The sequence below is a fragment of the Bifidobacterium moraviense genome, from assembly GCF_012932365.1.
In the GTDB taxonomy this organism is placed as follows: domain Bacteria; phylum Actinomycetota; class Actinomycetes; order Actinomycetales; family Bifidobacteriaceae; genus Bifidobacterium; species Bifidobacterium moraviense.
Map to the genome: position 1 here is coordinate 83,854 of NZ_JAAIIH010000005.1, position 13,720 is coordinate 97,573.

10 protein-coding genes are annotated in these 13,720 nt (G+C 69.1%); 3 read left to right on the forward strand and 7 right to left on the reverse strand.

Annotated elements, in window-relative coordinates:
* Window positions 1-14: 14 nt before the first annotated feature.
* The 3 genes from G1C96_RS05035 to G1C96_RS05045 all read right to left on the reverse strand — a co-directional run bounded on the left by G1C96_RS05035 (window position 15) and on the right by G1C96_RS05045 (window position 4,371).
* A complete protein-coding gene (locus G1C96_RS05035) occupies window positions 15-941 on the reverse strand; it encodes an ABC transporter permease (RefSeq protein ID WP_169275560.1) in 927 nt (308 codons plus the stop codon).
* 356 nt (window positions 942-1,297) lie between these two features.
* Entirely contained in the window at window positions 1,298-2,962 is a 1,665-nt protein-coding gene (locus G1C96_RS05040) for a peptide ABC transporter substrate-binding protein (RefSeq protein WP_169275561.1), read from the reverse strand.
* Window positions 2,963-3,339: 377 nt separating this feature from the next.
* On the reverse strand, window positions 3,340-4,371 hold the full coding sequence (locus G1C96_RS05045; protein ID WP_417852171.1) for a tyrosine recombinase XerC: 1,032 nt from the start codon (window positions 4,369-4,371) through the stop codon (window positions 3,340-3,342).
* Window positions 4,372-4,657: 286 nt separating this feature from the next.
* Here G1C96_RS05045 and G1C96_RS05050 point away from each other — a divergent pair, with 286 nt between their 5' ends.
* The 3 genes from G1C96_RS05050 (at window position 4,658) to G1C96_RS05060 (ending at window position 8,770) form a co-directional block, all read left to right on the forward strand.
* Window positions 4,658-5,536: an ABC transporter ATP-binding protein gene (locus G1C96_RS05050; protein WP_169275563.1), complete on the forward strand. Its 879-nt coding sequence runs from the start codon at window positions 4,658-4,660 to the stop codon at window positions 5,534-5,536.
* Window positions 5,533-8,406, forward strand: coding sequence for an ABC transporter permease (locus G1C96_RS05055; protein WP_169275564.1), 2,874 nt, complete (start codon window positions 5,533-5,535; stop codon window positions 8,404-8,406). Before G1C96_RS05050 ends, G1C96_RS05055 begins: the two co-directional genes overlap by 4 nt.
* Before the next feature lie 85 nt (window positions 8,407-8,491).
* Entirely contained in the window at window positions 8,492-8,770 is a 279-nt protein-coding gene (locus G1C96_RS05060) for a DUF6725 family protein (protein ID WP_169275565.1), read from the forward strand.
* Here the strand turns inward: G1C96_RS05060 and G1C96_RS05065 are convergent.
* The 4 genes from G1C96_RS05065 to typA form a co-directional block, all read right to left on the reverse strand.
* Entirely contained in the window at window positions 8,742-9,848 is a 1,107-nt protein-coding gene (locus G1C96_RS05065; RefSeq protein WP_169275566.1) for a prephenate dehydrogenase, read from the reverse strand. The two genes, G1C96_RS05060 and G1C96_RS05065, sit on opposite strands and share 29 nt — an antisense overlap.
* Window positions 9,845-10,846, reverse strand: coding sequence for a prephenate dehydratase (locus tag G1C96_RS05070; protein WP_169275567.1), 1,002 nt, complete (start codon window positions 10,844-10,846; stop codon window positions 9,845-9,847). The genes G1C96_RS05065 and G1C96_RS05070 overlap by 4 nt, the downstream gene beginning before the upstream one ends.
* On the reverse strand, window positions 10,843-11,331 hold the full coding sequence (locus G1C96_RS05075; RefSeq protein ID WP_169275568.1) for an alcohol dehydrogenase: 489 nt from the start codon (window positions 11,329-11,331) through the stop codon (window positions 10,843-10,845). Before G1C96_RS05075 ends, G1C96_RS05070 begins: the two co-directional genes overlap by 4 nt.
* Before the next feature lie 141 nt (window positions 11,332-11,472).
* Entirely contained in the window at window positions 11,473-13,401 is a 1,929-nt protein-coding gene (typA, locus tag G1C96_RS05080) for a translational GTPase TypA (protein WP_169275569.1), read from the reverse strand.
* Window positions 13,402-13,720: the final 319 nt, after the last annotated feature.

Here is a 13,720-nt window from a genome sequence, read left to right on the forward strand (position 1 = left end):
CTCGCTCCCCTCACTCACTGGTAGCGGATGCGCGGGTCGAGCACGGCGTACAGCATGTCCACGATCAGGTTGCACACCACGAAGATGAGCACCATGAGCGTGACGATGGAGACCACCAGCGTACCCTCGCCTCGGTTGATGGCCTGGTACAGCGTGTTGCCGATGCCCTGGATGTTGAAGATGCGCTCCGAGATCATGGCGCCGCCCATCAGCGCGCCCAGATCGGCGCCGAGGTACGTGACCACGGGGATCAGGGAGTTGCGCAGCACGTGGCGCAGCACGACCATCTTGTTGCTCATGCCTTTGGCGCGCGCGGTGCGCACGTAGTCCTCGGCGATGTTCGCGGTGATCTCCGAACGGGTCAGGCGGATGATGGAGGCCATCGAGACGCTGCCCAGCACCATTGCGGGCATGAGCAGGTCGAGGAATCCGGGGTTGGGGCCGGCGGTGATGGGCAGCAGGTGCCACTGCACGCCCAGGAAGTACTGCATGACGAAGCCGGTCACGAAGGTGGGCACGGAGATGAGCAGCAGGGAGATGACCAGGATGACCGTGTCGTACCACTTGCCCTTCTTCAGGCCGGAGATGATGCCGAACACCACGCCGAAGACCGCCTCGAAGACGAACGCCATGATGGCGAGCTTCACGGTGACCGGGAAGGCGCGGCCGATGACGGCGAGGACCTGCTGGCCGGAGAACGTCTTGCCGAAGTTGAAGGTCAGCGCGTTCTTGAGGAAGAGAAGGTACTGGATGATGAACGGTTTGTCCAGGTTGTACTCCGCCCTGATCTGGGCTGCGACGGCGGGCTGCACCGGCTTGGCTCCGAACATGGCGGCCACCGGGTCGCCAGGCATGAGGAAGACAAGCGCGTAGATCAGCAGCGTCGTGCCGAGAACAACGGGGATCATCTGCAGAATGCGTCGCAGAAGATATCGGCCCATCGGCTGTGCTCCTTTTGGATTGCGGTGGGCTGTGCGGCGAACCGCATGGACGACCTTACGCCCAGGTGAACAGGCACCCACCTGTGAAGAAACTGTATGTAGTGTACCAGCACCGCCGACATCGCGGGAAACGGGACGGTAACGAAGGGCCTCCCGCGCATCCCGTCGGACGGGCCCGGACGCCGTGCACACATCGTCGTCGCACGCCGCCGGCTTCCAGCTGGCATCAAGGATAGGGATGAACGCAGAAAAGGCGAGGCTCGCACCTCGCCTTTTCGCATTGGGTTGTCGTGGATCGGCCGCCGCTCAGGGCAGCGGCCGATCGTTCACCGATCGCGTCGGATCAGATCCGGGGATCAGGCGGCCGGCTTCGCGAGGGACGCGTAGTCGGGCTCGTTCTTCCAGTTGGTGGCCACGTTCTGGACGTTCTTGGCGGCCACGGCCTTGGTGGAGGTGTACCACAGCGGCACGGCCGGCATGTCCTGGAACAGGATCTGCTCGCCCTGCTGGTAGAACTTGTTGGCCTCGTCGGTGGACTTGGCGGCGGCGGCCTTGGCCATGAAGTCGTCGAACGCCGGGTTCTTGTAGTCGCCGTCGTTGGAGCCGTTGCCGTCAGCGGCGGAGGACGCGTACAGGGAGACCAGGTAGGACTCCGGGGACGGGTAGTCGGGCTGCCAGCCGGAACGGAAGGCGGTCGTGATCTGACGCTTGGAGACGGCGGTGCGCATCTCCTTGAAGGTCGGGTACGGAGCGCCCTCGGCGGTGATGCCGAGCGTCTTGGAGATCTGGTTGCAGATGGCGTCCCACTGGTCCTTGGAGCCGTTGTCGGCGTTGTAGGCGATCTGGAACTTGTCGTCGGCGCCCCAGGCGCTGATGGCGTTGGCCTGCTCCCAGAGCTGCTTGGCCTTGTCCGGGTTGTACGTCAGCACGTCGTTGCCTTCGAGCTTGTCGTTGTAGCCGGGGGTGACCGGGGAGGTCCACTCGGTGGCCACGGTGTTCAGGTTGCCGTTGAGCTTCTCGTTGACCTGGTTGCGGTCGATGGCCATGGAGATGGCCTGGCGACGCAGGCGGCCCTCCTGGTCAAGGCCGAAGTGCTTCATGTTGGCGGCGAAGGTGAAGGACTGGAACACGGAGCCCGGGTTGTTGATGGCCTGGACGTTGCCGTCGGACTGGAAGGTCTTCACGGCCGAGTTCGGGACGGTGTCCATGATGTCCAGGTTGCCGCCGGAGACGTCGGCGTAGGCCGGCTCGGTGTCGGTGTACACCTTGAAGTCGATGCCGCCGTTCTTGGCCGGGAAGTTGCCCTTGTAGTCGTCGTTGCGGACGAGCTTGATGTCCTGGTTGTGGTTCCAGGAGTCGAACTTGTACTGGCCGTTGCCTACCGGGTGCTCACCGAAGGAGGCCGGATCCTGGAAGAAGGACTCGGGCAGCGGGGCGAACGCGGTGTAGCCCACCTGGATCGGGAAGGTGGAGGACGCGGCGGACAGCGTGACGGTGAAGGTCTTGTCGTCCTCGACCTTGAGGCCGGAGAGCTGCTCGTTGCCGGTCAGGGCGTCGGCGTTCTGCAGGTCGTCGTAGCCGGCGATGTTGGCGAAGAAGCCGGAGGAGACCTGGGCGTTCTTGGCGTTGGCGCCGTAGCTCCAGGCCTTGGTGAAGGACTCGGCGGTCACCGGGGTGCCGTCGGTGAACTTCCAGCCGTCCTTGAGCTTGATGGTGTAGACGGTGTTGTCCTCGTTGGCGGTGATCGAGTCGGCCACCTCGTTCTTGGCGTTGCCCTCGTTGTCGAAGGCGACGAGCTTGGCGTACATGAGGTCGATCGGGTTGCCGCCGCAGGTCTCGTTGGTGTTGGTGGTGATCAGCGGGTTCTGCGGCTCGCAGCCGTAGGCGTTGATGATGGCGTTCGGGTCGGTCTCGACGGAGCCGGTGGCGTCGGCGGTGGTGTTGCCGGAGCCGCCGCAGGCGGAGAGCAGCATGGTGGCCGCGCACACGCTGGCAGCAAAGAGCTTCACACTCTTCTTCATAAGGGTTGTCTCCTTTTCCTATGGATGCGGGTTTCCGATGCCCGCAACATGCAAAAGGGGTCGGTGCTCGTTCACGCCAACCCCTTTGCTTGCTGGTTTCCATTGTTCCCCGCGATCGTGAATCGCACAATTCATCCGTCCAAAACCGATCCGCCGCCCCGTCCCGTCTCGAACGCGGTCTCGAACGGGGGTCACGCCGTCCGCGTCCATGCGTGATTCACCTTGGAAACATGGGGACGCGCGGCCGATTGGCAGACTGGGCGCGGCGTGTTCACAGGCAACGCCAAGGCGGCCGTGATCCGCGTTCCCCATGTTACGGGAATGTTAATTCTTGGGGGAATTGCGTGAAACTCGCCGGGTGCGGGCGCGCCCGGGCGCTAGGCGCGAGGGAACGCCTGCGCGTAGCGGCCGCGCAGCTGTTCGATGGAGACGTGCGTGTAGCGCTGCGTGGTGGCGAGCGAGGAATGTCCGAGCATCTCCTGCACCTCGCGCAGATCGGCGCCGCCGTTGAGCATGTGCGTGGCCGCCGAATGGCGCAGGGCGTGCGGCGAGATGTCCGGCACGCCGGCGCGCGCGGCCTCCTCGTGCACCGTGCGCCTCGCCGCGCGCTGGCCGAGCCGTCCGCCGCGCACGCCCAGGAACAGCGCGGGCGTATCGTCGCGCAGCAGCGCCGGGCGTCCCCGCTCCAGCCATCGGCGCAGCGCCCTCGCGGCCGGCGCGCCGAAGGGCACCACGCGCTGCTTGTTCCCCTTGCCGGTCACGCGCGCCGTGCGCTGCGCGAAGTCCACGTCGTCCACGTCGAGCCCGGTCAGCTCGGCCACGCGGATGCCGGTGGCGTAGAGCAGCTCCATGATCGCGGCGTCGCGCAGCGCGACGGGCGTGTCCGTGTCGCCGTCGGTCCCGACGCCATCGTTCCCTGCGCCGTCATCGGCCACGCAGCCGAGTCCGTCGCGCCCATGCCCGTCGCAGCCGGCGTCAGTCTCCCCTGCTTTCCGTGTCTCCCCCGTCGCGGCATCGGCCACACGGTCGGCGCTGGTCATGAGCCGGGCTGCCTGCGCCTCGGTGAGCACGGCGGGCAGCGTCGAGGGGATCTTCGGCGTCATGAGCCCCGCCGCGGGATCCGCTCCGATCAGCCCACGGTCCAGACAGAACCGGAAGAAGCCGCGCACCGCCACGGTCCTGCGCGCCATGCTGCTGCGCGCATGGGAGCGCGATTCGTGGGCCATCCACAGGCGCAGCGCGTCGATCGTCACGTCGGAGAGGCTCCCGACGCCGCGCAGCGTCAGCAGGTGCAGGCATCCGGCCACGTCGGCGCCGTACGCCCTGAGCGTATTCGGGCTCAGGCCCCGGTTCGCCCTGAGGAAGGTCAGATACTCGTCGAGCGGCTCGTCATACCATGCCATGCCCACCATCCTAGGGGCGCGTCCCTCGGTTCCGTCCCGCCTTCCGGCCTCGTGACCGTCCCCTTCGTCGCAACGTTGCGGAGAATGACCATCGAACGGGAGCCTTCCGGGCCGTACGACGGCACATCGTCGCAACGTTGCGGGGAACGACCGTCGGATGGGAGCCTTCCGCACCGCGCGACGGCGCATCGTCGCAACGTTGCGACGGCGAACCGCGCGGACGCCCCTCCCCGGATGACGCAAGCCCCGCATACACTGCAATCAAGGACGGCAACGCGGCGAAAGAGGCACCATGGGCAGGCATTCGGCGAAGGGCGTGCGCGAGGCGAAGGCACGGGACGACAGGGGCATCCGGGGCGCCGACGACCGTGGCGCCGACGCGGATCCGGTGGTGGCGCGCGCCGTGGACCTCGTGAGGACCTACGGCGACGCCGACTCGCTCGTCACGGCGCTCGACCACGTGAACGTGGAGTTTCGCCGCGGGCAGATGACCGCGATCATGGGCCCGTCCGGCTCCGGCAAGTCCACGCTCATGCACTGCATGGCCGGACTCGACGCGCCCACGTCCGGGCGCGTGTTCGTGGAGGGGCTCGAGGTCTCCGCCATGAGCCAGCGTCAGCTCACCGATCTGCGGCGCACCCGGATCGGCTTCATCTTCCAGTCGTTCAACCTCGTGCCCACGCTGAGCGCCGAGGAGAACATCCTGTTGCCGCTCGAGATCGACGGCCGTCCGATCGACCGCGCGTGGTTCCGTCGCATCGTGCGCGTGGTGGGGCTCGAACGGCGTCTCTCCCACCGCCCGAGCCAACTGTCCGGCGGCCAGCAGCAGCGCGTCGCCTGCGCGCGTGCGATGATGGCGCGCCCCTCGGTGATCTTCGCCGACGAGCCCACCGGCAACCTCGACTCGCGTTCCGGGCGCGAGGTGCTGGGGTTCCTCCGGCAGTGCGTGCGCGACTACGGCCAGTCGATCGTCATGGTGACGCACGATCCGCGCGCCGCATCCTACGCCGACCGCGTGCTCGTGCTCGCCGACGGGCGCATCACGCGCGATCTGGACCATCCCTCCTACGAGGAGATCCTCGACGTGTTCGCCGGGGACGAGGATCCCGGAACCGATGACGGACACGGCGCGGACGACGCGCACGGCACGGACGCGGAGGCCCGGGCATGATCCGCATCGGACTGAGGGACGCGCGCGCCCATCTGGGACGGTTCGCCATGTCGATCGTCGCGATCGCGCTCGGCGTGGCGTTCGTGGTCGGATCGTTCGGCTTCCGCGCGATGATGAACGACCAGGTCGCGCAGATGATGGCCACGAACGCCGACCACGACGTGTACGTGCGCGGCACGGACAGGACCGACGACGGGGACGACGGATCCGCGGCCGTCTCCGCCTCCGGCGTCTCCTCGTCGAAGTACAACCCGGTGGCCACGGATCTGACCGGCACGATCGACGCCGTGCCCGGCACCGAGCCCGTGGCCGTCACCTACGCCGTCAGCGGGCTCGTGCTCGTGGACGGCGCCGGCGACCCCGTCTCCACGATGGGCTCCCCCACGCTCGGCATCGGCATGAGCGCCGAGCACCCGTGGCGCGCCGCGACGTTCACCGCCGGCACGTATCCGAGCGGCGACGGCGAGGTGGCGCTGCACGAGTTCGCCGCGCGGCGCGCGGGGCTCACGGTCGGCGACACGGCGAAGGTCGTCTACGACGACGGCCCCAGGGACGTGACCGTGTCCGGCGTCTTCGCCACGTCCAGCGCGCAGGCGGGCGCGATCATCCTCGGCCTGGACCCGGCCACCGCGAAGCACTACAGCGATCTGAAGACCAGCGATCCGACCACCACGGACGCGATCGGCGTGTACGGCGACGCGAACGGCGGCGCGCCGCTCACGGACGCGCAGCAGCGTTCGCTGGCCGATGCGGTCAACGCGGCGCTGCCCGCCGACGCGCACGCGCACGCCGTCACCGGCGACGAGTACCGCGCCGAGGCCACCTCGTCCACGCAGGACGCGCTCGGCTTCGTCCAGCCGCTCATCCTGATCTTCGCGGCGATCGCCCTGTTCGTCGGCTCGTTCATCATCGCGAACACGTTCTCGATGATCGTGCGCGAGTCGATGCGCGGCTACGCGCTGCTGCGCTCGATCGGCGCCTCGCCCATGCAGGTGTTCGCCACGGTGATCGTGCAGGCGCTCGTGCTCGGCGCGATCGGCTCGGCGCTGGGCATCGGGCTCGGCTGGGGCATGACGGAGCTCATCGCCGCGGGCCTGGCGCGCATGGGCACGCCGCTGTCCGGTTCGGCCGCGCCGAGCGCGACGGACGCGCTCACGGGCCTGGCCGTGGGACTCATGGTGACGCTGGTCGGCGCGGCGATGCCCGCCCGCCACGCCGCCTACGCGCCGCCGATCCAGGCGATGAACGAGACCGTCAACCCGGAGCGTCCCGTCGCCCGTCGCGGCGCGGCGGGCGCGGCACTGTGCGTGCTGGGTGCGGCCGCATGGCTGTGGATATGGCGCATCGCCGCGATGGACGGCGTCCCCACCGGCGTGCCCGCACTGGACGGCTTCGCGGCATGGACCGGCGCCGGCTGGCCGCTCGGCGTGGGAGCGGCATGCCTCGTGGTGGGCGTGATCGTGCTCGGACCGGCGCTGGTCGGCCCGGCGGGGACCGTGCTCGGCTGGATCCCCGCGCACGTCTTCCGCGTCACCGGGCGCCTCGCGGCGCGCAACCTCGCCCGTGCCCGGCGCCGCAGCGCCAACACGGCGGCGGCGCTGTTCGTGGGCGTGGCGATCGTCAGCTGCCTCGGCGTGATCGCCTCGTCGGCGAAGGCGTCGGTCAACGGCATCGTCGACACCGGGCTCAAGGCCGACTTCGCGGTCATGTCCGCGTCGTCCGGGCGGATTCCGCAAGGCGCCGAGGACGCGATCCGCGCGGTGGACGGCATCAAGTCCGTGTCGGCGAACCGGTTCCTGTTCGGCGCGAAGTTCGACGGCGAGCGCGTGCGGGGCATGACGTTCGCCGCGCAGGACACGCTGTTCACCGACGTCTTCGCGCCCGAGGCCGAATCCGGCGACGCGAACGCGGCGCTCAGGGGCGGCCAGCTCGTGGTCGGCAAGGACATCGCCGACGACCGCGGATGGAAGGTGGGCGACACGGTCGACGTGTCCACAGAGAACACCGTCGTCGACGAGGACGCCACGCGCAAGGCGGCGCAGGACTATCAGGACCAGGTCGCCGCGCGCATCGCGCAGCTCCAGACCGAGCTGGCACAGCAGACCGCCGCCCGGCAGGTCGCCGCCGCGCAGCAGACCGCCGCGCAGATCCAGCAGATCGGCGACGAGGCGCGGCAGGTGGACCAGAGCCGGTTCGTCAGGACGACCACGCGTCGCGTCAGCCGGCAGGTCACGGTCGGCGCGATCATCGACAACAGCGTGTACCGCACGTGCATCATCGTCAACGACGCCCTCGGCGACGAGCTCGGCACCAAGGAGACCATGGTCACCATGGCCATGTACCTGGCCGCGGAGCCCGGGCAGGATCTCGCATCGCTCGAGACGCGGCTCAGGGAGGCCGTCAGGCCGTACTACGTGGTCAGCGTCATGAACCGCGATGACTATAAGTCCACGATGGGATCGATGGTCGATCAGGTGCTGCTCATCCTCTACGCGCTGCTGGCGCTGTCGATCGTCATCGCGATCTTCGGCATCGTGAACACGCTGGCGCTGAGCGTCTCGGAGCGCACTCGGGAGATCGGCCTGCTGCGCGCGATCGGCACGTCGCGCGGACAGGTGCGCGGCATGCTCGGCATCGAGGCGGCGATCATCGCCGTGTTCGGCACGCTGCTGGGGCTCGTCGTGGGCGTGGCGGCCGGCGTGGTGATCCGTGCGACGTACGCCGCCGACGGGCTTGAGGTGCTGTCGATCCCGTGGGGGCAGATCGGCCTGTTCCTGGCGCTGTCGGTGCTCGTAGGGCTGGTGGCGTCGGTCTCCCCCGCCTCGCACGCGCTCAGGCAGCCGGTGCTCGACGCGGTGGGCGACGAGTGACGCGCACGCCGGACGCGCTCATGCCGAGCACGCTCATGTGCGACGCGTTCATGCAAGGGTTCATGCAGGGAAAGGACAACACACGATGACGGATCAGCGACTGCCCCGGACCATCCCCGCCGGCGCACGGGTCGTGGTGCGCACGGCGATCGGCGTCGACCCCGCCGACGGGCGCGAGAAGTACCGCGACTACGTGGGCCATGTGCGCTCATGGGACGGCGGGCTGCTGTGCCTGACGCGCGACGCGGCCGCCAACGGGTCGCGCCCGGAACAGGACGTGGCGATCCCGGCCGCATCGATCGTGCGGCTCAAGCCGGTGCCCGAACGTCCCTCGTTCACAGCGCGGAACGCACGAGCGCGGTGAACGTGCGCTCGGCGTCGATGCGCACGATGTGCTCGCCGCGCCGGGCCGAGGCCAGCAGCTCGCCGCGCCAGCCGTCGGCGGAGACCATGACCGTGACGCGCGGATGGTCGCCGGCCGCCAGATGCCCCGGCTGCGCGGCCTTGTAGGCGCGGAACGGATCGGCGTCGGCGAAGAAGTCCAGCATGGCCTGCGGCGTGTGCGCGTCGGCGTCCCGCGATTCGGCCGCCTGTTCGCGTTCCCCGCGCAGCAGATCGGCGACGGCCACGAGACGGTCGGCCATGGACCTGAGCAGCGCCTCCACGTTGGCGGCGTCCTCCTCCACCATCGCGCGCGTGCGGTCCGGGTCGGTCAGCGCCACGCGGGTCATGTCGCGCCAGCATCCGGCGGACAGCGCCACGGCGACGTTGCGGTCGTCGCTCTCCGTCAGCTCGTTGGCGAGCGCGGTGGCCACGACGTGCGGCATGTGCGAGATCAGCGCGGCGGCGCGGTCGTGCGTCCCGTCGTCCAGCACGATCATCCGGTCGCCCACGCCTGCCGTGATCAGCTCGGCCACGTCGAGGAACCTGCGGTACGAGGTCCCCTCGTCCACGGTGACGGCCCACAGCGCGTCGTCGTACAGCGCGGGGTCGGCGGCGTCCCAGCCGGATTTCTCGTTGCCCGCCATCGGATGCGCGCCCACGTAGCGGTCGGCGAGCCCGGCGGCCTTCACCTGGTCGCGCACCATGCCCTTGACGCTGCCCACGTCGGTGAGCGTGACGGACTCGTCCAGCGCGCCGTCCTCGGCCAGCGCGGCCAGCGCGCGCAGGATCTCCGGCATCGCCCTGAGCGGATTGCACAGCACGATCACGTCCGGGGCGGCCGCGACAAGATCAGCCAGCGACGCCGCGCAGCGCACGCCGGCGCGTTCCGCGGACCCATACGGGCGCGGCGTGTGGTTCCACGCCACCACGTCGAAGCCGCGCGCCACGAGCCGCAGCGCCAGCGATCCGCCGATCAGGCCGAGCCCCACGACGCCCACGCGCCGCACGCGCGCGGCGGTCCCGGCCGTTGCGGCCGTCCCCTTCGCCCCGACGCTCACCACAGCAGCTCCTTCCTCACTCGTTCGTCATCGCGCCACCCCTCGCCGGGCGCACCGCCGCGCGCCCCGGCGTCCAGATGCACGCCGCCCTCCGGCAGCATCCACGCGTCCACCGGCGGGTTGGGCCGTTCGCGCCGCGGGTAGACGGCCAGCGTCTTGATCCAGTCGCCGTGCTCGGCCACCTCGGTCAGCGCCTCGCGGAAGTTCTCCTGCCACGGGGCCGCGTCGAGCGTGGTGATGAAGCTGTACGTGGCGTCCTGCCCCTTGATGGGGCGCGAGATGAAGCTCGTCATGTTGAGCCCGGCGTCGCGCAGCACGTCGAGCAGGTTCGCCAGCACGCCGGGACCGGTGACCAGCGGGATGAACGTGATGATCGACTCGAACTCCGTCACGCCGTTGCCGCGCGCCCCGTCCAGCATCGCCGCGGCGTCGTCGCGCGTGCCGAGCACCAGGAACTCCGTGCGCGCGCCCTGATAGTCCTGCACGCCGGACGCCACGGTGTCGAGCCAGTACAGCCTGCCGCAGATCGCCGGGCCGAACGCCATCCTGCCGACCTCCAGATCGCGGCAGGCGGCGGCGTTGGACGAGACCGGCACCGGGGTGAGGCCGTGCTCGGCGATGAAGCGGCGGCACTGCGCCAGCCCGTGCGGATGCGCGCTCACCTCGCGCACGGCGGACACGTCGGTGCCGGGGCGGACGAACGCGTCGAACGCCACGTCCACGCCCACGCGCGCGAATCCGGCCACGTCCTCGGCGTCGAGCAGCATGTCGAGGTTCGGCACCACGTAGCCCTCGACGTTGTTCTCCCAGGCGATCACGCCATAGCCTTCGCCGCACCGCACCGCGCGAACGATGGAGGCCGCGTCCGGCTCGGCGACGAGCTCGAACTCCGTGCCGGCGTCGCTCAGCGGACGCAGCGACTCGCACGCGGCGATGGCGGCCTGATGGGTGAACGTGCCCTCGGGCCCCAGATAGTGCAACGCGACGGTGCGGCTCATGCGCGCGCCTCCTTCGGGTCCTTCGCGCGGCGGGACGGCGACGGCGCGGCGACGGACCGGCGCGGCACCAGACGCTCCACCGCGCCGCGCGGCAGCATGATGACGGCGAGCTGGACGAGCAGCAGACCTCCCATCCAGATCAGCGTGGCGTTGAGCGAGAAGAACGTGGTGAGCGCCGCGCCGCCGGTGGGCATCATGATGTCGCCGCCGGGACCGTAGCCGCTCATGAGATACACGACGACCGAGGAGACGATGAGATGCAGCGCCGCGCCCACCGTCCCCGCGAGCGTGCGGGACAGCAGCGCGCCCATCGCCACGAGGACGAACGCCAGCGCCAGTCCGTAGGGCACGTTCTGCGCGGCGCCCATGCGGTGCGCGCCGGTGCCGGTCACCGCGACGACCGCGCCGACGAGCGCACAGGAGGCGAGTCGCGCGGCGTAGGGAATCGGGTCGCGCTGCCGCGACGGTTGCTGTGATGTCGTCATGGTTCACCAGTGTATGCCCGGGACGGACGCGCGCCCGTTCCGCGTCCGGAATCGTCTGGGCGGGTGCGGAACCGCACGCAGAGCATCGAAAAACGGGGAGCTCCCGAAGGAACTCCCCGTCAATCAGGCGAACCGGCAGGCTTACTTGTTGGCCTGGTTGTTCTGACGACGCTGCTTGGCGCGCCACTTGTACCAGTCCTCGCGGCCCAGGATGATCTTGCGCACGCGGATGGACTCGGGCGTGACCTCCACGCACTCGTCCTCGTTGGCGAAGTCGAGGGACTCCTCGAGGCTCATCTTGATGGGCGGGGTGAGGGTCTCGAGCACGTCGGCGGTGGAGGAGCGCATGTTGGTCATGTGCTTGGCCAGCGTGATGTTGACGTCCAGCTCGTCGGGCTTGTTGTTCACGCCCACGACCTGGCCCTCGTACACCGGGGACTGCGGCTCGACGAAGAAGTTGCCGCGCGCCTGCAGGCGCTGCATGGCGTACGGGGTGGCGATGCCCTGACGGTCGGAGACCATGGAGCCGTTCTGGCGGGTGACGATCTGTCCCGCCCACGGCGCGTAGCCGGCGGAGATGGAGGACGCGATGCCGGTGCCGCGCGTGGCGGACAGCAGCGCGGTGCGGAAGCCGATGAGGCCGCGGGACGGCACGGTGAACTGCAGACGCACCCAGCCGGAGCCGTGGTTGGTCATGTTGTCCATGCGGCCCTTGCGGTCGGCCATGAGCTGCGTGACGGCGCCCATGTACTCCTCGGGCACGTCGATGGTGGTGTTCTCCATCGGCTCGTTGACCACGCCGTCGATCTTCTTGGTGACCACCTGCGGGCGGCCGACGGTCAGCTCGTAGCCCTCGCGACGCATCTGCTCGGCCAGCACGGCCAGCGCCAGCTCGCCGCGGCCCTGCACCTCCCACGCGTCCGGGCGGTCGGTGGGCAGCACCTTGATGGACACGTTGCCGATGAGCTCGCGCTCCAGACGGTCCTTGATCATGCGGGCGGTGAGCTTGTGGTCCTTGCCCTCGGTGCCGGCCAGCGGGGAGTCGTTGACGCCGAAGGTCATGGAGATGGCCGGGTCGTCGACGTGGATGAGCGGCAGCGGCTTCGGGTCGTTGGGGTCGACGATGGTCTCGCCGATCATGATGTCGTTGACGCCGGCCACGGCCACGATGTCGCCGGGGCCCGCGGAGGCGACGGGCGTGCGCTCGAGGCCCTGGGTGCGCAGCAGCTCGGCCACGCGGAAGTTCTCGATGGAGCCGTCCACGCGGGACAGGCCGTAGGTCTTGCCCTTCTCCAGCGTGCCGTTGTAGATGCGCACGAGGCCGAGTCGGCCGAGGAAGTCGGAGGAGTCGATGTTGGCGACGTGGGCCTGCAGCGGCGCGCCCTCCTCGTACTCCGGGGCGGGGATGTACTTGATGATGTCCTCGAACAGCGGCTCGAGGTTGTCGTTGTCCGGCAGGGCGCCGTCCGCCGGCTGGTTGGCGGAGGCGTAGCCGGCCTTGGCGGCGCAGTAGATCACCGGCAGATCGAGCAGCTGGTCCAGATCGAGGTCGATGCCCTCGTGCTGCACGTCGTCGGCCAGACCGAGCAGCAGGTCGGAGGTCTCGCCCACCACCTCGGAGATGCGGGCGTCCGGACGGTCGACCTTGTTCACGCACAGGATCACCGGCAGCTTGGCCTCGAGCGCCTTGCGCAGCACGAAGCGGGTCTGCGGCAGCGGGCCCTCGGAGGCGTCCACGAGCAGGACGACGCCGTCGACCATGGAGATGCCGCGCTCCACCTCGCCGCCGAAGTCGGCATGGCCGGGGGTGTCGATGATGTTGAGCGTGATGCCCTCCGGGTGGCCGTACTTGGCGGCCAGCGGACCGGTGTACTCCACGGCCGTGTTCTTGGCGAGGATGGTGATGCCCTTCTCGCGCTCCAGATCGTTGGAGTCCATCACGCGATCCGGCACCTCCTCGCGCTCGCTGAACACGTGGGACTGCTGGAGCATCGCGTTCACGAGCGTGGTCTTGCCGTGATCGACGTGCGCCACGATCGCCACATTTCGAATATCGCCACGAACCGCCATCGAAACCTCTCTCTATCGATTCTGTTGCTTGGTTCTACCTGTACTTACACACAAACCGAGCCAAGCATAGCGGCATGCGTTGACCGGCGTCCGCGGCAACCGGTGACCGGTCGCCGACTGCACGCAGCAATTACGGGCGCAAAAGGACGAAATCCGCGATTCCAAGCGTCAAACCCCCGCCGGAGCGTCGGTTTGGTACTCGGAATCGCGGATTTCGTCCTTTTCAGCCCGTGAATTGGGGTCCGGTCCAAGGCCCGGGAGACGCCGGACGGCGGTCCCTCGCATCAGGAGCCCGGATGACGATCCGCCGGTCAGGAAG